General features: G+C 62.6%; 24 protein-coding genes. 9 read left to right on the plus strand and 15 right to left on the minus strand.

Translation table 11 applies throughout. The features are described from left to right. Positions 1–27: 27 nt before the first annotated feature. The 3 genes from ACK4FJ_RS02275 to ACK4FJ_RS02285 all read right to left on the minus strand — a co-directional run bounded on the left by ACK4FJ_RS02275 (position 28) and on the right by ACK4FJ_RS02285 (position 1,804). Positions 28–810, minus strand: a complete 783-nt coding sequence (locus ACK4FJ_RS02275; RefSeq protein ID WP_409763391.1) for an anti-sigma factor family protein — start codon at positions 808–810, stop codon at positions 28–30. Then, the gene (locus ACK4FJ_RS02280; RefSeq protein ID WP_409763394.1) at positions 807–1,346 is read right to left on the minus strand and encodes a sigma-70 family RNA polymerase sigma factor; all 540 of its coding nucleotides are present in this window, start codon (positions 1,344–1,346) and stop codon (positions 807–809) included. Before ACK4FJ_RS02280 ends, ACK4FJ_RS02275 begins: the two co-directional genes overlap by 4 nt. Before the next feature lie 68 nt (positions 1,347–1,414). After that, positions 1,415–1,804, minus strand: coding sequence for a hypothetical protein (locus ACK4FJ_RS02285; RefSeq protein WP_409763397.1), 390 nt, complete (start codon positions 1,802–1,804; stop codon positions 1,415–1,417). A gap of 142 nt (positions 1,805–1,946) precedes the next feature. On the opposite strand from ACK4FJ_RS02285, the gene ACK4FJ_RS02290 reads away from it, so the two are divergent. Then, entirely contained in the window at positions 1,947–2,519 is a 573-nt protein-coding gene (locus ACK4FJ_RS02290; RefSeq protein ID WP_409763399.1) for a tetratricopeptide repeat protein, read from the plus strand. Here the strand turns inward: ACK4FJ_RS02290 and ACK4FJ_RS02295 are convergent, their stop codons facing one another. Both ACK4FJ_RS02295 and pyk read right to left on the minus strand, forming a co-directional pair. Beyond that, the gene (locus ACK4FJ_RS02295) at positions 2,520–2,852 is read right to left on the minus strand and encodes a DMT family protein (protein WP_409763402.1); all 333 of its coding nucleotides are present in this window, start codon (positions 2,850–2,852) and stop codon (positions 2,520–2,522) included. Positions 2,853–2,889: 37 nt separating this feature from the next. Then, positions 2,890–4,314: a pyruvate kinase gene (gene pyk, locus ACK4FJ_RS02300; protein WP_409763405.1), complete on the minus strand. Its 1,425-nt coding sequence runs from the start codon at positions 4,312–4,314 to the stop codon at positions 2,890–2,892. A 146-nt stretch (positions 4,315–4,460) separates the two neighbouring features. Here pyk and ppa point away from each other — a divergent pair, with 146 nt between their 5' ends. Together ppa and ACK4FJ_RS02310 are read left to right on the plus strand one after the other, a co-directional pair. Further along, positions 4,461–5,000 carry an inorganic diphosphatase gene (gene ppa / locus ACK4FJ_RS02305; RefSeq protein ID WP_409763408.1) on the plus strand — a complete coding sequence of 180 codons (540 nt, stop codon included), beginning with the start codon at positions 4,461–4,463 and terminating at the stop codon, positions 4,998–5,000. Between the two features lie 476 nt (positions 5,001–5,476). Then, the gene (locus ACK4FJ_RS02310; protein WP_409763411.1) at positions 5,477–6,085 is read left to right on the plus strand and encodes a PAS domain-containing protein; all 609 of its coding nucleotides are present in this window, start codon (positions 5,477–5,479) and stop codon (positions 6,083–6,085) included. Between the two features lie 88 nt (positions 6,086–6,173). On the opposite strand, the gene ACK4FJ_RS02315 is transcribed toward ACK4FJ_RS02310, so the two are convergent. After that, a complete protein-coding gene (locus ACK4FJ_RS02315) occupies positions 6,174–7,814 on the minus strand; it encodes a GMC family oxidoreductase (RefSeq protein WP_409763414.1) in 1,641 nt (546 codons plus the stop codon). A 46-nt stretch (positions 7,815–7,860) separates the two neighbouring features. On the opposite strand from ACK4FJ_RS02315, the gene ACK4FJ_RS02320 reads away from it, so the two are divergent. From ACK4FJ_RS02320 to ACK4FJ_RS02330, 3 genes are read left to right on the plus strand one after another with little or no spacing between them, the layout of a single operon-like run. Continuing rightward, entirely contained in the window at positions 7,861–8,796 is a 936-nt protein-coding gene (locus ACK4FJ_RS02320) for a DNA adenine methylase (protein WP_409763417.1), read from the plus strand. A gap of 4 nt (positions 8,797–8,800) precedes the next feature. Further along, entirely contained in the window at positions 8,801–9,340 is a 540-nt protein-coding gene (locus ACK4FJ_RS02325) for a hypothetical protein (protein ID WP_409763420.1), read from the plus strand. Positions 9,341–9,342: 2 nt separating this feature from the next. Further along, a complete protein-coding gene (locus ACK4FJ_RS02330) occupies positions 9,343–10,473 on the plus strand; it encodes a DGQHR domain-containing protein (protein WP_409763423.1) in 1,131 nt (376 codons plus the stop codon). Here ACK4FJ_RS02330 and ACK4FJ_RS02335 read toward each other — a convergent pair. Further along, the gene (locus ACK4FJ_RS02335) at positions 10,468–11,673 is read right to left on the minus strand and encodes an NAD(P)/FAD-dependent oxidoreductase (protein ID WP_409763426.1); all 1,206 of its coding nucleotides are present in this window, start codon (positions 11,671–11,673) and stop codon (positions 10,468–10,470) included. The genes ACK4FJ_RS02330 and ACK4FJ_RS02335 overlap by 6 nt on opposite strands. 410 nt (positions 11,674–12,083) lie before the next feature. Between ACK4FJ_RS02335 and ACK4FJ_RS02340 the strand changes: the two genes are divergently transcribed. Next, positions 12,084–12,761, plus strand: coding sequence for a tetratricopeptide repeat protein (locus tag ACK4FJ_RS02340; protein WP_409763429.1), 678 nt, complete (start codon positions 12,084–12,086; stop codon positions 12,759–12,761). Between the two features lie 20 nt (positions 12,762–12,781). Here the strand turns inward: ACK4FJ_RS02340 and ACK4FJ_RS02345 are convergent, their stop codons facing one another. Together ACK4FJ_RS02345 and greB are read right to left on the minus strand one after the other, a co-directional pair. Next, positions 12,782–13,039: a ParB N-terminal domain-containing protein gene (locus ACK4FJ_RS02345; protein ID WP_409763432.1), complete on the minus strand. Its 258-nt coding sequence runs from the start codon at positions 13,037–13,039 to the stop codon at positions 12,782–12,784. After that, positions 13,036–13,599, minus strand: coding sequence for a transcription elongation factor GreB (greB, locus tag ACK4FJ_RS02350; RefSeq protein ID WP_409763435.1), 564 nt, complete (start codon positions 13,597–13,599; stop codon positions 13,036–13,038). The genes ACK4FJ_RS02345 and greB overlap by 4 nt, the downstream gene beginning before the upstream one ends. Before the next feature lie 35 nt (positions 13,600–13,634). On the opposite strand from greB, the gene ACK4FJ_RS02355 reads away from it, so the two are divergent. Next, positions 13,635–14,105 carry a YaiI/YqxD family protein gene (locus tag ACK4FJ_RS02355; RefSeq protein WP_409763438.1) on the plus strand — a complete coding sequence of 157 codons (471 nt, stop codon included), beginning with the start codon at positions 13,635–13,637 and terminating at the stop codon, positions 14,103–14,105. A gap of 13 nt (positions 14,106–14,118) precedes the next feature. Here ACK4FJ_RS02355 and ACK4FJ_RS02360 read toward each other — a convergent pair whose 3' ends face one another. The 5 genes from ACK4FJ_RS02360 to ACK4FJ_RS02380 all read right to left on the minus strand — a co-directional run bounded on the left by ACK4FJ_RS02360 (position 14,119) and on the right by ACK4FJ_RS02380 (position 16,705). Further along, complete coding sequence (locus tag ACK4FJ_RS02360; RefSeq protein WP_409763441.1) at positions 14,119–14,385, minus strand: hypothetical protein; 267 nt, start codon at positions 14,383–14,385, stop codon at positions 14,119–14,121. A gap of 118 nt (positions 14,386–14,503) precedes the next feature. Next, positions 14,504–15,850, minus strand: coding sequence for a S8 family peptidase (locus ACK4FJ_RS02365; protein ID WP_409763444.1), 1,347 nt, complete (start codon positions 15,848–15,850; stop codon positions 14,504–14,506). Positions 15,851–15,967: 117 nt separating this feature from the next. Further along, positions 15,968–16,216, minus strand: coding sequence for a hypothetical protein (locus ACK4FJ_RS02370; protein ID WP_409763447.1), 249 nt, complete (start codon positions 16,214–16,216; stop codon positions 15,968–15,970). Between the two features lie 15 nt (positions 16,217–16,231). Next, complete coding sequence (locus ACK4FJ_RS02375; protein WP_409763450.1) at positions 16,232–16,393, minus strand: hypothetical protein; 162 nt, start codon at positions 16,391–16,393, stop codon at positions 16,232–16,234. 102 nt (positions 16,394–16,495) lie between these two features. Further along, positions 16,496–16,705: a cold-shock protein gene (locus ACK4FJ_RS02380; protein WP_409763453.1), complete on the minus strand. Its 210-nt coding sequence runs from the start codon at positions 16,703–16,705 to the stop codon at positions 16,496–16,498. A gap of 344 nt (positions 16,706–17,049) precedes the next feature. Here ACK4FJ_RS02380 and ACK4FJ_RS02385 point away from each other — a divergent pair, with 344 nt between their 5' ends. Then, positions 17,050–18,162 carry a hypothetical protein gene (locus ACK4FJ_RS02385; protein WP_409763456.1) on the plus strand — a complete coding sequence of 371 codons (1,113 nt, stop codon included), beginning with the start codon at positions 17,050–17,052 and terminating at the stop codon, positions 18,160–18,162. Between the two features lie 9 nt (positions 18,163–18,171). Here the strand turns inward: ACK4FJ_RS02385 and ACK4FJ_RS02390 are convergent, their stop codons facing one another. Beyond that, on the minus strand, positions 18,172–19,341 hold the full coding sequence (locus tag ACK4FJ_RS02390; RefSeq protein ID WP_409763459.1) for a pentapeptide repeat-containing protein: 1,170 nt from the start codon (positions 19,339–19,341) through the stop codon (positions 18,172–18,174). Positions 19,342–19,506: the final 165 nt, after the last annotated feature.

Raw genomic sequence — 19,506 nt, forward strand, 5'->3', positions numbered from 1 at the left:
GCGAAGAGTAACCCGGGCGCTTGATCGTCAGCGCGTGAGGCTCTCGTAGACGCTGCGCGCCACCGGCAGCAAAGCCTCGCGACCGGTCTCGCCCGCCAGCGCATAGCCAAAGCCTCCATCGACCCAGTAGAAGGCCGCGGCCGCGCCATCCCCGGAGAAACGGAAGGCGGTGTCATTGCCCGTCTCGCCGGTCCGCACATACAGCGTCAAACGCTGGCCCTGGCGGTTTTCATACATGAACTGCGCCGCGGCATGGTTGCCGCTGGAGGCCGGCAGCAACCGCCCACCCACCAGGGCATAACCCTGCGCGGTCAGCGACGGCACGCGCAGAGCCGTGCCCAGTCGCTTGGACAGCCAGGCCACTAGATGCTGCTCTTCCTTCACGGTCACCTCCACCGGATGCAGCACCTCGCGGCTGTAGACCAGATGCGCACGTGTGGCTTCCTGGGGCAGGGCCGCCACCTGTACAGGCGGCGTCACGTAACCCCGCCCCCACCAGCCGGCCGCCGCACCCAGCAGCGCAATGCACAAGACGGCGGCGATCCGCAGGCCTTGGCGCAGCAGCATCTCGCCGCGTTTCGGCCGCGCGAACAAAGCCGCCATCGCGGCCGGTACGGGCTCGTCGAGCCCCGGTGCGAAATGCTGCCGCAGGGCCTCGGCCTGGTCCTGCCAGGCCGCAACCTTTGCTGCGGCGTCCGGATTTTTCAGCAACCATGCCTCGACGCGCAGGCGGTCGGCCACCGGCAGGCGGTCATCGGCATAGGCCTGCAATTCGGCATCGGTGACAGGCTGATCAACAGCGCCGGTCATTTCACCCTCCTCAGATGCGGCCTTGCATCATCGCCCATATGCGGCGGCTCGCCATCGGTCAGCCGCCGCAATTTCTCGCGCGCCCGCAAAAGCCGCGACATCACGGTGCCCAGCGGCACATCCTGCACGCGGGCGGCCTCTTCGTAACTCAGGCCTTCCACCACCACCAGCAGCAGAAGACTGCGCTGCTCCTCAGGCAGCAGCCCAAGCGCCCTGTCCAGATCGCGCAGTTCCATCCGCTCCCACTGGCCGCCGCTTTGGGTCGGCTCGTCGACACTGTCGTCCAGCGGCCGGCTGTCGGGCCGGCTGCCATCGCGTGTCCGACGGCTGCGCCAGGTGTTATGCAAGATCGTGAACAGCCATGGCCGCAGGCTGGCCTCGTTGCGCCGCGTGGCCCAGGCCGCCAGCGCGCGCTCCAGGCAATCCTGCACGATGTCGTCGGCCAGCACGCCGTCACGCGTCAGCGCCAGCGCAAAACGCCGCAGCCGCGGAATCTCGGCCTCGATGGGATGCGGCTGGCGCGAACGAAACAGCATGGCGAAGGAAACAGCGGGTAAGCCGGGCGGCGTGACGGACGATCGTACCGCCCAGCTTACCCCTCCCCTTACGGCTTGGCGACGTGCCAGGCGCCGTTGAGGAAGCCGTCGCCGGTGGTGTCGCCCGGCTTGGTGTCCTTGACCCAGGCATAAAGCGGCTTGCCCTTGTAGGCCCATTGCTTCGAGCCGTCGTCGCGGGTGATCACGCTCCAGTCGCCGCTGGCCTTGGCATCGCCGGCGGCCATCAGCGGCGGCCAATTCTGGGCGCAGGGGCCGTTGCAGGCGGATTTGCCGGGCGTGGCATCCTTGTCGAAGGTGTAAAGCGTCATGCCCTTGGCATCGACCAGCACGGGGCCGAGCGCGGTATTGCCGGTCTTGGCCGGGGTCATGGCAGCAGTGGCGCAGGCGGCAAGGCCGACCGTGAACAAGCCGGCCAGTATCAGGTTGCGAATGGTCATCGGGCTTCCCCTTTGCAGAAACACAGGACAGCCGCCCTCCGGCCGCCCGGGAGTAAGACCAGCGGCCAGCGGTTTTATTCCCTCGACTGACAAAAAAATTCTGCCCTTGCCCAGCCGGGTGCAGGGACCTACCATTTTACCCATGCGGTTCACGGCATTCCTTGCCCTGCCTCTCCTGCTCGCGCTGCTGGCCCAGCCCGGCCTGGCGCAGGATCAGGCCGCTGCTGCCAAAACGCCGGTCACCCTGGACGAGCTGTTCGAGAAACTGCAGGAAACCCAGAATCCGATCGAGGCCGCGCAACTCGAACGCAAGATCTGGGAGGCCTGGGGCAAATCGGATTCCGACACGCTGGAAGCCCTGATGCAGGGCGGCGTGACGGTGATGGAAAAGGGCGACTACAAGCGCGCCGTCGACATCTTCTCCACCGTGATAGAACTGAAACCCGATTTCGCCGAAGGCTACAACAAGCGCGCCACGGTGCGGTTCCTGGCCGGCGATTATGCCGGCTCGGTGGCCGATATCGAGCGCACCCTGAGACTCGAACCGCGCCATTTCGGCGCATTGTCGGGCCTGGGCACGATCATGGAGCGGCTGGACAACCTGCCCGAGGCCCTGCGCGCCTGGCGCCGCGCGCTGGCGGCCAATCCGCATCTGACCGACGGGCCGGAGAAGCTGAAAGAGCTGCGCCGGCGCATCGACGCCAAGACGCTTTAGCTATTTCTGGAAGATGAAATAGACGGCGCCAACCAGGCAGCCGAAGGCGGCCAGGTAATTCCAGCGCAGGCCTTCGCCTAAGTAGAACACCGCGAACAGCGCAAAGACGCTGAGCGTGATCACTTCCTGCACGATCTTGAGCTGGGCGGCGTTGAAGGTACCGCTGGCATAGCCGATCCGGTTGGCCGGCACCGCCAGGCAGTATTCGAAAAACGCGATGCCCCACGAGATCAGGATCACCTTCCACAGGGCCTGGCCCGGGAATTTCAGGTGCCAGTACCAGGCGAAGGTCATCATCACGTTGGATGCGCAGAGCAGCAGGATCGTCGTCATGGCGCCTCTGGCGGGCTGGGGAAGCGGGATTCCAGCTTTACGGCACGGATTCGACGCGGGCAATGCGCAGCACGTTGGTATTGCCCGGCGTTCCGAACGGAACGCCGGCGGTGACGACCAGCATGTCGCCGGGTTTCGCCAGTTCGGAATTCCGCGCCAGAACCACCGCCTTGGCCACCATGTCGGAGAAATTCACCGCATCCGGCGCCACAACCGGATTGACCCCCCACGCAATACTGAGCCTTCGCGCGGTTTCCACCAACGGGGTGAGGCAGAGGATCGGCGCCCGGGGCCGTTCCCGCGCCGCCCGCAGGGCCGTGGAGCCCGACATGGTGTAGGTGACGATGGCGGCGGCGCGGATGGTTTCGGCCACCTGGCGGGCGGCCGCCGTAATGGCGTCCGACACCGTGCTTTCCGGGCTGTTGTGTTCGGCATCCATGATGCCGCGATAGAGCGGGTCGCGCTCGATCTGCTCGGCGATGGCGTTCATGGTGCGCACGGATTCCACCGGATACTCGCCCGACGCGGTTTCGGCCGACAGCATCACGGCATCGGCGCCGTCATAGACCGCGGTGGCGACATCGGACACCTCAGCCCGCGTCGGCACCGGCGCCTTGACCATGGAATCGAGCATCTGGGTGGCGACCACGACGGGTTTTCCGGCGCGGCGGGCGGCGCGCACGATGCGCTTCTGCACGCCGGGCACCGCCTGCAGCGGCATTTCCACGCCCAGGTCGCCGCGCGCCACCATGATGGCATCCGACAGCGCGACGATCTCGTCCAGTTCGTCCACGGCAGACGGTTTTTCGATCTTGGCCAGCAAAGCCGCGCGGCCCTGGATCAGCCCGCGCGCCTCGCGCAGATCATCCGGCCGCTGCACGAAGCTCAGGCCCACCCAGTCCACGCCATGGGCCAGCGCAAAGGCGAGGTCGCCGCGATCCTTGGGCGTGAGCGCGGAGAGTGGCACGACGGTATCGGGCAGGTTCAGCCCCTTGCGGTCGGACAGCGTGCCGCCGACCATCACCTCGGTCATCGCCCAGCCGGAATGCACCTCGCGCACGCGCAGGCGGATCTTGCCGTCATCCAGCAGAAGGTCGGTATCGGGTTTCAGGCTGGCCAGCACTTCCGGATGCGGCAGCGCCACGCCGGTGACATCGCCCGGCGTGCCCTCGATGTCGAGGCGGAAATTCTGGCCGGGGATCAGATCCACCGCGCCGTCGCGGAACGAACCGATGCGCAGCTTGGGCCCCTGCAGGTCGGCGAGCAGGCCGATGGGCCGGCCCGCCTCGTGCTCCAGGGCGCGCACGATCTGGATGCGGGCCAGGTGGTCGTCGTGGCTGCCATGGCTGAAATTCAGTCGGAAGACGTCGGCGCCGGCCTCGAACAGGGCGCGGATGCGGTCGGCGGAAGCGGTGGCGGGGCCGAGCGTGGCGACGATCTTGACGTTGCGTTCCCGATGCATACTCCCCCCATAGGCTTACGCGCCATCCTAGCCGGGGGAACCGGGCATCTGCGACGAAAATATTAGGGATCAAGCGGTTGCGTTTTCTGCTGCATTTGCGAAAAAGGCGCCCGCCTCCCTACCCCATCGAGTCCAAAGGACCAGACATGGATATCGCCCGCATCGGCGTGGGTAAGAACCCGCCGTACGACATCAACGCCGTGATCGAGATTCCGGCCGGCGGCGTGCCGGTGAAATACGAGCTGGACAAGGATTCCGGCGCGCTGTTCGTCGACCGCTTCCTGCACACCGCCATGTTCTACCCGGCCAATTACGGCTTCATCCCGCATACCCTGGGCGGCGACGGCGACCCCTGCGACATCATGGTGGTGAGCCATGTGCCGGTGGTGGCGGGCGCCGTGATCCGCTCGCGCCCGATCGGCGCGCTGAAGATGGAGGACGAGGCCGGCGGCGACGAGAAGATCATCGCCGTGCCGGTGGACAAGCTGCACCCCTTCTACACCAACGTGCAGACCTATGCCGACCTGCCCGCCAGCCTGATCGAGCAGATCGAGCATTTCTTCGTGCACTACAAGGACCTGGAGAAGGGCAAGTTCGTGAAGTCGGCCGGCTGGGTCGGCCCGGACGAGGCCGCCAAGATGATCACCGACGGCATCGTGCGCGCGGCCGGGATCGGCGTTAAGTAACTTCCCGCGAAAACGGACACGGATCACGCGCCGGCCCGGAGCTGCCCTCCCGGCCGGCGTTTTTTCGTTCGGGGCGTTGACATAGCGCAACGTGCGGTCGGACAGACCGGGCTAGTCTGACACCCGTTGATACTTCCTCCCCTTGCCGTCCGCCGCATCCCCCCTCGCGACGGCCGGCAAATTCGGCGGCGACCATGTTACGGTCGCCGTTTTTTTATACCCCGCCTTTCCGCCCGTCTTTCGCGTCGCGCCGCGACGGTTTTGCGTCGTTTTGCGATGGTTTTGCTATGCTAAACTATTGATTCTCGGTAAAACGATTTTCCATAACGCCTTCGGCCGACAACCAGAACATATATGGAACTCTGGCGCGCTAATTCAAGCCGGTCCATATCACACTAGTATTACATGAAATTAACTTCCCTTATAACGCGGGCGGGATAGATATAGGGCCGTTACCTCCAAGCGACGGACGTGTCATGACCGCCGAACCACCCGCCTTCCTGCCCGGCATCACCGCCGGTGCATCCCCCTCGTCAGTCACTGCGGATGCCGCCGACCTCGGCCACCTGCCGCAGGCCCTGCGCGCCGGGGCCGACATGAGCGGGGTGAACGATCCGCGCCTGCTGCGCGCGCTGGACTGGTGGCGCGGGCTGGCCACCGTCTCGGCCCTGCCCCTGCCCGACCGGGCACAGATCGACCCGGCCGCGATCACCGACCTGCTGCCCTACTGCATCCTGTGGGACGTGCTGCACGGCCCGAACGACACGCGGCTCTATCGCTGCCGCCTGGCCGGCACCATCCTGTGCGAGGTCTATGGTCGCGACGGGCGCGGGCTGATGCTGCACGAGATGTTCGGCGACGACACCGCCCAGATGCAGGCCGGGCTGGACGTGGCGGTGCTGCATGCCCGCCCCTTCCATGCCGAACACCGCATGACCTGGGCGAAGAAGGAATTCTACAAATACCGCCGCGTGCTGCTGCCCTTCACCCACCGCGCCGCCGCTTTGCGCCTGGACGGCCGTCCGGAGGACAACCCGGCCCGCGTCGGCCTGCTGATGAACGTGATCAGCTTCGTGCCGGAGTGAGGCGGCAACAAATTAAAAATGGGATGCCCGCTTTCGCGGGCATGACATTTTTTTACCGTCACCCTCGGGCTTGACCCGAGGGTCCCATTTACCGGTTATCCGCCAGCACCATCTCGGCGCCTTTTTCCGCGATCATCAGCGTGGGCGACGCCGTGTTGCCCGAGGTGATCAGCGGCATCGCCGAGGCGTCGATCACGCGCAAGGCTTCCACGCCGCGCACGCGCAGGCGGCCATCCAGCACCGCCATCGGATCGGAATCGACGCCCATCTTCGCAGTAGAGACCGGATGGAAGATGGTGGCGCCGAGCTGGCCGGCGGCCACGCGCATGTCGTCTTCCGACTGCACTTCCGGCCCGGGCAGGAATTCCTCCGGCGCGTATTTTGCCAAAGCGGGCGCGGATGCCAGTTTGCGCGTGAGTTTCAGGGAATCGATCGCCACGCGGATATCGGCCTCGGTGGAGAGGTAATTCGGCTGGATCGCCGGCGCGGCGAGCGGATCACTCGACCTGATCCGCACATGGCCGCGCGAGGTGGGCCGCAGGTTGCAGATCGAGGCCGTGAAGGCCGGAAACGGATGCAGCGGATCGCCGAACTTGTCGAGCGACAATGGCTGGATATGGAATTCCACGTTGGGCGTGGCGTGTTCGGGCGCGGAGCGCGTGAACATCCCGAAGGTAGACGGCGCCATGGTGAGCGCGCCGCGGCGCAGCAGGGCATATTGCGCGCCCATCATCGCCTTGCCGAACAGGCCGGCATCGTTGATCGTTTTCACGCCGCGCACGCGATAGATCAGGCGGAGCTGCAGGTGATCCTGCAGGTTCTCGCCCACGCCGGGCAGGTGATGCAACACGTCTATCCCGTGTTCCTTCAGGAGGTCGGCCGGGCCGATGCCGCTGAGTTGCAGAAGCTGCGGCGAGTTGATGGCGCCGGCGGCCAGGATCACTTCCGCCTTGGCGCGGGCGAAAAAGCTGTCGCCGCCCTGCCGGTAGACCACGCCCGTGGCGCGCTTGCCTTCGAGCGCCACGTTGCAGACCTGCACCTTCGTGCGCAGCTCCAGGTTCGGGCGCGAGAGGATGGGTTTCAGGAAACCGGTGGCGGCCGACCAGCGTTTGCCGCGCTTCTGGTTCACCTGGAAATAGCCGGAGCCTTCGTTGTTGCCGAGGTTGAAATCATCGACGCGCGGGATGCCGATCTGCGCGCCGGCTTCGGCGATGCTGTCGATCAGGTCCCACCGCACGCGGGCCTTTTCCACGCGCCATTCGCCGCCGGCCCCATGAATCGGAACGCCGTGCAGATCGGATTTGCCGAGCTGATGATCCTCGTGTTTCAGGAAATAGGGCAGCACATCGTCCCACCCCCAGCCGGACAGGCCCATCTGGGCCCAGGTGTCGTAATCCTGCACCTGGCCGCGCATGTAGACCATGGCGTTGATGGCCGTGCAGCCACCGATCACCTTGCCGCGCGCATAGCCGATGGAGCGGTTATTCAGGCCCGGCACCGGCTCGGTCTTGTAGCACCAGTCGGCGCGCGGATTGCCGATGGCGAACAGATAGCCGATGGGGATGTGGAACCAGATCCAGTCATCCGTGCCGCCGGCCTCGAGCACCAGCACGCGGTTGCGTGGATCGGCCGAGAGCCGGTTGGCCAGCAGCGACCCAGCCGTGCCGCCGCCCACGATGATGTAATCGAATTCGCCGCCGGGTTTGTATTCTTGTTGTTGGGCCGACATGGCCGGGCGTTTCCTTCGCTACTTTCGTTATTCATTCTGCTGCAGTATGAAACGGCTCGAACTTGCGATGCAATTAACCCAATCTGATACTTTTTATTTGCATCGATCAACCTTGGGCTGCATATTGAAGTGCTGGGGGAATATTATGAAACTTGAAGCAGACACCTCACTACTCGAGGGGGAAATACTAGTACCTCCATTAAAATGGGCTGGTGGGAAACGTTGGTTTGTAGAAAACCATCGAAAATTATTGCCCGAAAAGTACGAACGATACATTGAGCCTTTTGTTGGCTCTGGCGCTCTATTCTTTTCGCTGAAGCCTAACCAAGCAATTCTATCCGACACCAATAAAGAATTAATCTGTTTTTATGAGCAGCTGCGCGCATCACCAATAGAATTATTCAATAAATTGAAAGCACATCACCGCAAACACAGTAAAGAATATTATTACAAAATTAGGAGTTCAAAGCCAACGAGCGCACTGGGGCAAGCCGCTCGCTTTATCTATTTGAATCGAACCTGCTGGAATGGCCTCTATCGTGTTAATTTGAAAGGCGAGTTCAACGTTCCAATCGGCACAAAAACATCTGCAATTCTAGACACCGATAACTTCACGTTAGCTTCCGAACTATTAAAACGTGCCAAGCTATATACAAGCGACTTTGAGGCCATCATCGACAAAGCGCGCAAAAATGATTTCATTTTTGTTGACCCGCCATACACGGTCAAACACAACAAAAATGGATTTATAAAATACAACCAACACCTCTTTTCTTGGGATGATCAAATCCGTTTATCAAAATCTCTGATTAGAGCTGCAGAAAGAGGCGCAAAAGTTCTGCTCCTAAATGCAAATCATACTTCAGTCCGAAACCTTTACAGCAGCTATGGCCGTAGAGTGACGCTAGAACGATCCAGCGTCCTAGCGGCGAACTCGCAAAGACGCGGCTCAACGGAAGAGCTAGCCGTTCAGATCTGGTGATGCCATGCAAGCTCCAAATCTTTCAAATCTGTTGTCACTTATCCCAAAACCATATGTCGAAGCTGCGAAGCAGTTCGTATTCATTTTGCTGCTAACATTAACCCCAGTGTTTTTTAGTGTTTTGCTTGAGCTGTTAAAAAACACCACATTGCCAAATTCACGCTCTGAGCTCGCAATTATGTTCTTAAAGAACTTCAAAACCGGCGAGATATTTATTTTTACTGTATCGCTTTTAGCCCCTGCTTCTTATGTCGTTTATAAATACAACAGAGAGAGGAGAAAATTTCCAAACCTTCTCAGTTGGCAGTTCTCTTTGTTTTTATTGATAGCAATCAGCGCTTTTATGTTTGGTCTCCAGCGGGCCGAGATCATTCGTAATGATGACCTCTTAAACTGGATGTATCTTGGAGTTTACTTAAGCTCCTTAGCTATTTGGTATCTATCAATCCTACATGACGAGAATTTGGCGTTTGTTGAGCATGATTTACGGCGCGGCGAGAAAAATATGGTGCAAGAGCTTGATGAATTTGCGAAAGGTAAATAGCCATGCGCAAAAAATCGATAACTTTTAAAGCAATCAAAGTGCGCCAACCAATTGGTGAATTCTTTATTGGCGCCCTCAATAGTAAAGACCTTCATGCAATATCGTATGCTGATGTCCGTAGAATTGAAAAAGAGCGTGATGTAGAAAAATATTTAGGAATACAACGACCCCTGAATTTGGCTCGAGTCAAAGAGATTAAGGAATATGTAAAAACCAGCGACGCCACATTTCCAACAGCAATTATTTTGGCTGTTGACGGCTCAGTTGCTACTTGGGATGAACGAAATGGAACTATGACACTGACAGAGTACACAGATGAAAGACGCCCTAGCCGCTCCGTCCCGTTTGAACAGATTGCGAAAATTCTTGACGGTCAACACCGGGTTGAAGGGCTATCAGAATATAAGGGCGATGATTTTGAGCTCAATGTTACTATTTTCATAGACGCCGACATTGCGGAGCAGGCTAATATTTTTGCAACCGTCAATCTTGCCCAAACAAAAGTAAACAAGAGCCTTGTTTACGATCTCTATGATTTGGCAAAGGCTAGAAGCCCTCAAAAATCCTGTCATTTCATTGCTGTTGGCTTAGATCAACAACAAAAAAGCCCATTCTTTGGAAGAATAAAGCGCCTTGGCGTCGCGACTGAGGGTCGCTTCAATGAAACCCTAACACAAGCGACCGTGGTAGAAGCTATTATGCGTTATATAACTCGCAGACCAATGCAGGATCGCGATAAGCTAATGCGCGGAACATCATTGTTGCGCGCGTCTGGAGAGGATGAGGAGAAATTGATCTTCAGAAATTTGTTTATAGATGAGAAAGATTCTGAGATTGCAAAAATTATATGGACATATTTTAGCGCTGTCCGATCACGTTGGCCTACTGCATGGGATAATTTCGAGCGCGGAAATATTCTTGTAAAGACGAACGGTTTTCGTGCTTTTATGCGTTTCCTTCGGCCTGCCTATTTGCATGTCATAGAAAATGCAAAAATAAGCGAAAGTGCGTTTATTGATATTCTTAGTGAAGTCAAATTGAAGGACAGAGACTTTAATACTTTAGAATTCCCGCCCGGCAGTAGTGGAGAGTCTCTCCTTGTTGAGCGCCTCCGGATGGAAACTGGTTTATAGTGCTACTCCACATGCATACCCGCTCGCCCAGGCCCACTGAAAATTGAAGCCGCCGAGATGGCCGGTCACGTCCACGGCCTCGCCGATAAAATAGAGGCCGGGCACAATGCTTGCTTCCATGCTCTGCGAGGAGAGCGCCGCGGTATCCACGCCGCCGAGCGTGACTTCCGCCTTGGCAAAACCTTCGGTGCCGGCGGGGGTGAGTTGCCAGTGTTGCGCCAGCGCCGTCAGCGTTTTGAATTTCGCGTCATTGATATCCGCCAGGCGGCCGTCGAGGCCGGCCAGCTCGCACAGGCGTTTGGCTAATCTGCCCGGCAGGTGCAGCGCGAGCTGCGTGGCGATTTCCTGCTTCGGGTGCTGCGCCCGCGCGGCTTTCAGCAGTGCGAAGAGGTCTGCGCCCGGCAGCAGGTTGATGGTTATCGGCTGCCGGCGTTCAAAAAATTCCCAATAGCTGGAAATCTGCAATACGGAAGGCCCGCTGAGGCCCCGGTGCGTGAACAGCAGGGCCTCGCGGAAGCGGCGTTTGCCGATGCTGGTTTCCGCATCGGGCACGGCCACGCCAGCCAGGCCATCGAAGCGGCGGGCGTCTTCGGCTGAGAAGACCAGCGGCACGAGGGCGGGTTTGGGCGGGATCACGTTCAGCCCGAACTGGCGCGCGATGTCGTAGGCCAGGCCGGTGGCGCCCATCTTCGGAATGGATGCCCCGCCGGTGGCGACCACGAGGGCGGGCGCGTCGAACACATCCGCGCTGGCGCTGAACACGCGGAAGCCTGCGGGCGTTTTTTCCACGCGGGCGATGGGCGTGCTGAGCCGGATGGTCACATCGCCTTTGGCGCATTCGGCCAGCAGCAGGTCGATGATCTGCTGCGCGGAGCCGTCGCAGAATAACTGCCCCAGGGTTTTTTCGTGCCAGGCGATGCCGTGCCTGTTCACCAGCGCGATGAAGTCGTGCTGGGTGAAGCGTTTCAGCGCCGACTTGGCGAAATGCGGATTGCTTGAGAGGAAATCGCCCGGCCCGGCATGGAGATTGGTGAAGTTGCAGCGGCCGCCGCCGGAGATGCGGATTTTCTCGCCGGGCTTGGCGGCGTGGTCGAGCACCAGCACGCGTTTGCCGCGTTGGGCTGCCACGCCGGCGCAGAACAGCCCGGCGCCGCCGGCGCCCAGGATGATCACGTCATAAGCAGGAGGCAGGGAGGCCATGGGGTGGTTGTAAAGACGTGGATGCCCGGCCAACAAGCGCTTCCTGGGCCTGGGCATGACGGTAATAGAGAAACGTCATGCCGGGCTTGACCCGGCATCCCATTTATTGGCCCTCGGCGAAGGAAATGGGACCCCGGCTCAAGGCCGGGGTGACGATCTTTTCTCGGCCCCCGTCGTAGGCCCGGCATGACGGGGTTTCAGTTCCCCGCCCCCTATCCCGCTGTTGCCGCTGCGGCAGGCGGGAAAAATGCTCCGGAACGCAGGCAGGGCGGAAGTTTCGCTAACCAAGATTCAACTGGACATTGGGAACCCGGACTGGTTGTATCGAGCCGTTACCCCTGAGAACCCGCCATTCCCTGCATTCCGGCCTGTCACCCCGTTGGAATGCCTGAGCTGCAGAAAGCCGCATCATGGCCATTTCAGACCGGTATACCCGCCCCCATTCCCAGATGCCTTCCCTGGCCGATTCCATGCCGCGCGCGCCGCTGGGTCCGCTGATGCTGTGGCAATCCGCCGGCATCCTGCTGCTCGCCGCCGCTTTGCTGATCGCCGGCCTGCTGGCCAGTGCGCCGGCAAAAGCCGATTCCCACCTGATGGCCGCCGCCCGCAAGGGTGATGCCGAAGCCGCCGAACATCTGGCGCTGCTGTATGAGACCGGTTCGGGCCTGCGCCGCAACGAGGCCGAGGCCGCCTACTGGTATGGCCGCGCCGCCCAGGCCGGCCGCCGCCAGTCGCAATATGCCTATGCCCAGTTCCTGGAAAACGGTACCGGCATTTCGAAGGACGAGAAGTCCGCCCTGCACTGGTATCTGGCCGCCGCCAGCCAGGGCCATACGGGCGCCGCGGTGAACATCGCCGCCATGCTGGCCACGGGTCGCGGCACGACGGTGGACCGGCTTTCGGGCTATCGCCTGCTGCTCTGGGCCAAGGCGCAGCGCGGCCAGGAATCGCGCCAGCCGCAGGTGGACGCCGCGCTGGAGGCGGTCGGCGCCGGGCTGCGCGCATCCGACCGCAAGGCCGCCACGCCGCTGGAACCGCGCGAACTGCAGGCGCGGCTGGGCACGCCGAAATCGGTGGCCCAGAAGTAACGGGGCTCAGAAATAGCCGTTCAGAATTTGCGCGCCGCCACGATATAGGCGGCAATCGTCGCCTCGCCGAGTGAGCGCATGGCTTCCAGCCGGTGCAGACCGGCCACCAGCACATAGCGTTTCTGCGCCTCGTCGCGCCGCACCTGGATCGGAATCTTCAAGCCCCCGTCGCCGACGATCTCGTCGGCCAGAGCCGCGACTTTCGCTGCATCCAGCGTGCCCTTGAACTTCGTCGGCACGTAGATCTCGGCGATTTTCACCGGCACGGCTTTCATCATTGCGGCGCATCCTCGTATGTGATCTTCAGCACCTCGATGGATTGTTGCCCCTGGGGCGTGCGCAGCTCCACCACGTCGCCGACGCGGGCCTTCATCAGCGCGCGGGCAATCGGCGCGATCCAGCTCACCTCGCCCTGTTCGATGCGCGCCTCGTCGATGCCGAGGATGCGGATTTTGCGCTCGCGGTCGTTGTCGTCCACGTAAGTCACCGTGGCGCCGAAAAAGACCTGGTCGCGGTTTTTCTGCAACGCCGGATCGACCGGCTCGGCGATCTCCAGACGTTTGAGCAGGAAGCGGATGCGGCGGTCGATCTCGCGCAGGCGCTTCTTGCCATAGAGATAGTCGCCGTTCTCCGAGCGGTCGCCATTGCCGGCGGCCCAGGAGACGATCTCGACCACCTTGGGCCGCTCGACGGTTTTGAGCTGCTTCAGCTCGTCGCGCAGGCGCTGGAGTCCCGCCGGCGTGATGTAGTTCTTCGCCCCTTGCGGAATCGGCGGCGCCTCGTCGATCTCGTCGTCGAGATCGGGGGCGTCCTGCTCTTTGGTGAAGGCCTTGCTCATGGATTTACCCTAGCATGCCGTGGCATAAAGCGGCCATGGCCGATGCAATCACGATCTATGTGGATGCCGATGCCTGCCCGGTCAAGGACGAGGTGTTCCGCGTGGCCGAGCGGCACGAGATTGCCGTGCAGGTGGTGGCGAATGCCTGGCTGAACCTGCCGCGGCTGCCGTGGATCACGCTGACCGTGGTGGGCTCGAGGCTGGACGAGGCCGATGACTGGATCGCGGAGCGGGCGGGCAGCGGCGACATCGTGATCACCGCCGATGTGCCGCTGGCGGCACGCTGCGTGAAGGCCGGCGCCACCGTGCTGGCGCCGAATGGCCGCGCCTTCAACGGCAGCATCGGGCTGGATCTGGCGCTGCGCAACCTGATGACCGACCTGCGCGCGGCCAGCCCGACCGAGCGCGTGGGTTCAGGCCCGAAGCCGTTCGGCGCGAAAGACCGCTCGGCGTTCCTGCAGGCCCTGCATGAAGCGGTGGTGAAGCTGAAGCGGGTACAGGACTGAGCTGCCGAAAGCTTCAGCGCTTGCGCGGCCCGGCCTTTCCGGTCAGCGGTTCGATCGGCAGATCGGCAAAGGGGCCGCGATAGGCGTCGCCGTCCGAAGCCGCGTCGCCATGCGAAACGGCGGCGGGCAGACTGTCGGCGCGCACGCGCACGCAATACAGGCCCTGGCCCGGATCGATCGGCAGGATGCCGTATTCCTGGTCGATATCCTCGGCCGCCACATGCAGCGATGCTGCCGCGGTCTCGATATCCGGCGGGCCTTTACGGCTCAGGATAGTCATCAGGGCCATTTTGCGCATGCTGCGTCCTCGTCTCGCCCCCGGCGCAGCCTAGCACGGACCGGCGCCACGACACAGATGGGGCGCTGGCCCCCGGCAGACAAGAGCCGGTACGGCGCCGCTACAGACCCATCATCTGGGCCGTGGCAAGCGGATTGATGATGCCGTGGCCGTAATCCGGGTTCCATGGCGGGCTGCCGGGCCGCTGGTTGGCTGCGGCGCGCAGGCTGGCGAACAGGTTGGCCGGCGGCACGGCGGCGGGTGCGGCCCGGTTACTGCTGCGCAGAGCGGCGACCACGCCGGCGGCAACCGGGCAGGCGGTGGAGGTGCCGCTATCGGGCGTGCCGGCGCCGAATGCCTGCGAGCCGAGGAAATGCGTATAGGCGGTCAGGTCGGGCTTCTCGCGATGCAGGCCGGGAATGCCCGGTCCCTGCGACGAATAGCCGACGCGCTGGCCGGTCCTGTCGCAGCCAGCCACGGTCAGCACGTCGGGCAGCGAGTTGGCCCCCATGATGGTATTGGCCGTGCGGCCCTGGCAGCGCTGATCGGGGCAATCCGCGCCGCAATTGCCGGCCGCGAACAGGATGTCGATGCCGCTGCGGGCCAAAACGCCGGTGATCAGGTTGAAGGGGTGATTCGGATTGTCGGCATAGCGGCCGGGATGGCCGGGCGGAAAATCCCAGGACGGCTGATACATGCCCCAGCTGTTGTTGACGACCAGGGCCTTGTAACCGCCCAGCCCGCCGGGATCGAAGGTCACCGCGCGTTTGCTCAGCAGCCAGGAAAACGCCTGCAGCGCCTCGCCCAACGTTCCCGATATCGCCGCCCCGCCGGGCGACTGGCTGCGCAGCACGGGGATATCGACCAACGTGGCCTGCGGCGCGGCAATCAGGGCGTCGTAAGCGCACATGGTGCCATGCCCGACCGGATATGCGCCCGGATTGTGCGGAACATTGCGCGGCGACCAGCTGTTCTGCGCGTCAAAACGCGGCATGAAGCCGAGCGCGGCCCTCAGGTGCTGCAGGTTGATGCCGGTATCGACGATGGCAATCGCCACGCCATCTCCGGTTAGCTGCTTCTGCCGCAAGGCCGGAACATCGAGCAATCCGGCGATGTGGTTTGTATCGCCGACCGGCGGCGTGTTGCCGCAGGTGATAAACGGTTCGACAACCGGGTCGGCATAGAGCTTTGCACCGTTCACCTGTTCGGGCACCTCGGCGGGATGCGATACCTCGATCTCGCTCTCCACAACGAACAGTTCAGCCTGTTCGGCGCTGCTGAAGCTTGCAGCCTCGGCGATTTGGCCGCTGCCGATCGGAATTGCGGTGAAGACAGGTTCGAACTGCAGAAAATCGGGTGCCCTGAACTGCTCGCGTAGCAGGCTGGCCTCACCGGATTTCTGAAACGTCGCCGCTGCCGCGCGCAAAGGCCCCTGCGCCGGCAGGGCGGCAAGGACTTTCAGCCGCATATCCGCCCCCGATCTGATGACGCAACGGCGCGACTATATCGCCGGCAAACAGACGGCGGCTACAAATTAAAAACACCGTGCAGCGATGAATATATGAGTATTCTCGGCGTTGGCTGCCTAGAGCTGGTTGGCCGAGCGGCTCAGGCTCTTGATCGGACCGCGCGGGCGGCCGGATTTCTCGGCGATGTCGCGGTCCTGCGCCTCGATGAAGGCGCGCGCCACGTCTTCCTCGTCGTCCATGCCGGCGAACTGGTTCATCGGCACGCGACGGTTCGAGGTCTGGCTGCCGTCCTGGTAGATCACGTCGAACAGGATGAAGGCGGCGTTGGGATTGATCTTGGGCTTCTTGGTCTTGTCCTTGGCCATGACACGCTTCCCGGCTTACTCGTCGCTGCCGCCGTCCGCTGCCGGTGCATCGCCCTGCTGCTCGGACTTGCGGCGCTCGGATTCCTCCTGGCGCTTCTGCAGCTTTTCCTGCTTCTTCTGTTCCTTGGCGCGGGTGCGCTCGGCACGCTGCTGGTTGTAATTCGGCTTGAAGGCCATGGCACCCTCCCCGGAAAAATCATGCGCAGCATTCATGCGCGGAAAAACCAAAGGGGGCACCCGTTTCCGGGCACCCCCTCGGTATTAGTCCTGACGGCTAGATCAGGCGGCCTTCAGATTCACGGCCGAGGTCTTGCCGCGCTTCGGATCGCGCTGCTCCTCGAAGGAAACCCGCTGGCCTTCGTTCAGGCCGCTCATGCCGGCGCGCTCAACGGCCGAGATATGAACGAACACGTCCGGCCCGCCGCCTTCCGGCTGGATGAAACCGTAACCCTTGGTGGCGTTGAACCATTTCACAGTACCGACAGCCATAGCTGTATCTCCGTAGTTTTCAGTGTAGCAACGCCGCTCTTAGGCAAACCCTGTGGGCAGAACCCGCGAACGACGCATCAAACTATGTCCAGGCGTGGCAGGGAACTGGACACCCGCGATCTCGCGACCAACGGGCAGAGCAGTCTGGCAGTCCGTAGTAGTATGACGCCTATTAAGATAGGTATTCCCGCAGATTGTGCAAGGGCGCACGGCCAAAGCTTTGACGAGCCTGCATAAATCCGCAGTCATCCCCGCAGGGTGCGCGGAAATCCGGCCAGAATGACGTTGATTCCGCACCATCGCGGCGGTATTGGAACCGCCACGGGACAACCATTCGTACAGCAATGACAGCCGAATCACGTCATCCACGCGCCGATGAAGGCCTGCGGCAGCAGCTGCATGGCATCTTCTACGACCTGTGGCGGTTCGGCAGTCATGCGCTGGTCGGCTGGCGGCCGAGCCGGCTGGGCATCGAGATCATCACCGTGCCGAAGGCGCGGCTGTTCGCCGACCATGGCCGGCATCTGGCCGTGTTCGGCGAAAGCGGCCTGATGGCTGGCGGCGCGCTGGACGAGGCAGCTAGGCTGCTGGAGGCGCAGCCGGTGGAATTGCGGCTGGAACGGCCGATCGGCCCCGGCCCGGGCGAGATCCCCTATGCCCTGGTCGAGCAGGCCTTCCAGCTGTTCACCGTGGCCAAGACGCAACATCGCGCCGTGCTGCTGATGGACATCGTCGGTTTTTCCAAAGCCGCGCCCGAGCAGCAGGCCGCGCAGCTGACCAGCCTGGAATTCTCGCTCAACCTGGCCGAGGAGATGGCGCGCGCCCATGGCCTGGGCGTGAGCTTCCGCCGCACCACCACGGGCGACGGCTTCTATGTGTGGAACGAGCGCTCAGGCCTGCGCGCCGATATCGATTTCTTCTGCGCGGTGGCGATCTTCCAGATCCTGTTCGCGGCCCTGCGCCGCACCGCCACCGATGCCGGCGCCGTGCCGGCCCTGCGGCTGTGCCTGAGCATCGGCAGCCATTTCCTTTATCACCAGCCGCGCAAGGACGGCAGCGATGGCGGCGCCTTCATCGTCGGCGACGTGACCATCCAGGTGGCGCGGCTGATCGGCACGGCCCTGCCGGAGCAGATCCTGGTGGGCGATTTCCGCCGGCCGCTGGGGCTGGGCCATGGGCTGTGCGACAGCGAGACCTTCCTGCGCGCGGTGAGCGAGCGGCTGGCGACCCTGAAGGAGTTGCGCGTGCTGGGCTATCGCATCGACCGCGTCAGCTTCTACCTGACCGGCCCGCGCGAAGCTGACGGGCGCCATGCGCCGGTGCTGATCACCATCACCGACAAGCACGGTTTCGAGCATCGCTGCTATAACGCCAAGCTGAATGCCTTCGCCGAACAGGGCGAGCCGTATTACTGCGGCCTGCAGCATGGCGAACTGGCCAGCCCTGCCCCCGTTTAACGCCGGGTTTCAGCGCAGGCAGGCACCCAGATCGAAATCGGCCAGCCGGGCGGCATCCAGCGCCGCATCGGTGAAATCGGTGGCGGCATGGCGGCCGCTGAACTGTCCGCCGCCGGAATAGATGCGCAGACGGCCGGGCGTGGCGCGGGTGAAATCGGCCCAGCGCAGGCTGGCGCCAATGAACCGGCAGCCGGCGATGCGCGCCTCGTGGAAACTGGCGCCGGCCAGGTTGGCGCGGCTAAAGGTGGCGAGCAGCAGGCTGGCGCGGTCGAAGCGGCAACCGCGCAGGTCGCAGTCGCTGAAATCCGCGCCGTCCAGCTCAAGGCCGGTGAAGTCGTGATAGGGGAAACGCTGGCCGGCGAGATTGAGCTGGCGGCCGGCCGCACCATCGGTCTGGGTCCAGGCGCGATGCGCGGCAACAGCGGCCGCCAGTTCAGGCTCGAAATCGGCCGGCGCGATCAGCCGCGCGCTGGCAACATCGAAACCATCGGTGGCGATGCCGCGCAGGATGGCACCGGTGAAATCCGCGCCTACCGCCGCCGCCTTTTCCACCGTGGCGTTGACGATCTGCGCCTGGCTCAGGTTGGCGCCGACCAGCCGGGTGCCGACCAGCCGCGCGTCACTCAAATTCGCGCCGCTGAGATTGGCATAGGAAAGGTCGGCATCGCGCAGGTTGCTGCCGAAGAAATTCGCGCCGGAGAGATCCGCGCCCACCAGCGAGGCGCCGCTCAGGTCCACGCCGGAGAATTGCGCGCGCGAGGCGGTGGCATAATCCAGCAGGCAGTTGCTGAGGTCGGATACGTCGATGCCGACGCGGGCATCGCTGTGCAGATGGGCATCGGGCCGCATCATCACGCCGCCGCGGAAATCGGCCTCGACCAGGATGGCATTGTTCAGGTTGGCGCCGGCCAGGCTGGTGCCGCGCAGGATGGCGCGGGTCAGGTTGGCATTCTGCAGATCGGCGCGGCCGAGATCGGCGCCAAACAGGTCGGCCTCGGCCAGGTCGGCGCGCGACAGGCGGGCGCGGCGCAGGTTGGTGCCGGCCAGCCGGGCCTTCTGCAGCGAGCGGCCGGCAAAATCGGCATTCTCCAGGTCGCGATACGACAGGTCGACGATCTCGCCGCCGGTATCCCACCAGCGCGGGTCGCGCGCCAGCGGGTCCATGGACTGAAGGTCCATGCTTGAAGGATCCGGCTGGGTGCGGGTATGGGCGGGCGTGGACATGGGAGGGTGGCCAAAAAGCGGGCGCCTGTTTACCACATCCCGTTTGTACGCAAAGTATTATGTTTTATAGCAATTCAAAAGAAAGGCGGCCCGGACTGATCCGCCCGGGCCGCCTGGATT

The sequence above is a fragment of the Ferrovibrio sp. genome, from assembly GCF_046297595.1.
Classification (GTDB): Bacteria; Pseudomonadota; Alphaproteobacteria; order Ferrovibrionales; family Ferrovibrionaceae; genus Ferrovibrio.

Bases quoted from the DNA above. Each gene is read 5' to 3' on its own strand.
- ACK4FJ_RS02285 (WP_409763397.1), bottom strand. From the start codon at position 1,804: ATGACCATTCGCAACCTGATACTGGCCGGCTTGTTCACGGTCGGCCTT.
- ACK4FJ_RS02340 (WP_409763429.1), top strand. From the start codon at position 12,084: ATGGCCATTTCAGACCGGTATACCCGCCCCCATTCCCAGATGCCTTCC.
- ACK4FJ_RS02290 (WP_409763399.1), top strand. From the start codon at position 1,947: ATGCGGTTCACGGCATTCCTTGCCCTGCCTCTCCTGCTCGCGCTGCTG.
- ACK4FJ_RS02345 (WP_409763432.1), bottom strand. From the start codon at position 13,039: ATGATGAAAGCCGTGCCGGTGAAAATCGCCGAGATCTACGTGCCGACG.
- ACK4FJ_RS02330 (WP_409763423.1), top strand. From the start codon at position 9,343: ATGCGCAAAAAATCGATAACTTTTAAAGCAATCAAAGTGCGCCAACCA.
- ACK4FJ_RS02280 (WP_409763394.1), bottom strand. From the start codon at position 1,346: ATGCTGTTTCGTTCGCGCCAGCCGCATCCCATCGAGGCCGAGATTCCG.
- ACK4FJ_RS02325 (WP_409763420.1), top strand. From the start codon at position 8,801: ATGCAAGCTCCAAATCTTTCAAATCTGTTGTCACTTATCCCAAAACCA.
- ACK4FJ_RS02275 (WP_409763391.1), bottom strand. From the start codon at position 810: ATGACCGGCGCTGTTGATCAGCCTGTCACCGATGCCGAATTGCAGGCC.
- ACK4FJ_RS02315 (WP_409763414.1), bottom strand. From the start codon at position 7,814: ATGTCGGCCCAACAACAAGAATACAAACCCGGCGGCGAATTCGATTAC.
- ACK4FJ_RS02360 (WP_409763441.1), bottom strand. From the start codon at position 14,385: ATGACTATCCTGAGCCGTAAAGGCCCGCCGGATATCGAGACCGCGGCA.
- ACK4FJ_RS02355 (WP_409763438.1), top strand. From the start codon at position 13,635: ATGGCCGATGCAATCACGATCTATGTGGATGCCGATGCCTGCCCGGTC.
- ACK4FJ_RS02310 (WP_409763411.1), top strand. From the start codon at position 5,477: ATGACCGCCGAACCACCCGCCTTCCTGCCCGGCATCACCGCCGGTGCA.
- ACK4FJ_RS02375 (WP_409763450.1), bottom strand. From the start codon at position 16,393: ATGGCCTTCAAGCCGAATTACAACCAGCAGCGTGCCGAGCGCACCCGC.
- ACK4FJ_RS02385 (WP_409763456.1), top strand. From the start codon at position 17,050: ATGACAGCCGAATCACGTCATCCACGCGCCGATGAAGGCCTGCGGCAG.
- ACK4FJ_RS02380 (WP_409763453.1), bottom strand. From the start codon at position 16,705: ATGGCTGTCGGTACTGTGAAATGGTTCAACGCCACCAAGGGTTACGGT.
- ACK4FJ_RS02320 (WP_409763417.1), top strand. From the start codon at position 7,861: ATGAAACGGCTCGAACTTGCGATGCAATTAACCCAATCTGATACTTTT.
- greB (WP_409763435.1), bottom strand. From the start codon at position 13,599: ATGAGCAAGGCCTTCACCAAAGAGCAGGACGCCCCCGATCTCGACGAC.
- ACK4FJ_RS02390 (WP_409763459.1), bottom strand. From the start codon at position 19,341: ATGGACCTTCAGTCCATGGACCCGCTGGCGCGCGACCCGCGCTGGTGG.
- ACK4FJ_RS02295 (WP_409763402.1), bottom strand. From the start codon at position 2,852: ATGACGACGATCCTGCTGCTCTGCGCATCCAACGTGATGATGACCTTC.
- ACK4FJ_RS02365 (WP_409763444.1), bottom strand. From the start codon at position 15,850: ATGCGGCTGAAAGTCCTTGCCGCCCTGCCGGCGCAGGGGCCTTTGCGC.
- ACK4FJ_RS02370 (WP_409763447.1), bottom strand. From the start codon at position 16,216: ATGGCCAAGGACAAGACCAAGAAGCCCAAGATCAATCCCAACGCCGCC.
- ppa (WP_409763408.1), top strand. From the start codon at position 4,461: ATGGATATCGCCCGCATCGGCGTGGGTAAGAACCCGCCGTACGACATC.
- ACK4FJ_RS02335 (WP_409763426.1), bottom strand. From the start codon at position 11,673: ATGGCCTCCCTGCCTCCTGCTTATGACGTGATCATCCTGGGCGCCGGC.
- pyk (WP_409763405.1), bottom strand. From the start codon at position 4,314: ATGCATCGGGAACGCAACGTCAAGATCGTCGCCACGCTCGGCCCCGCC.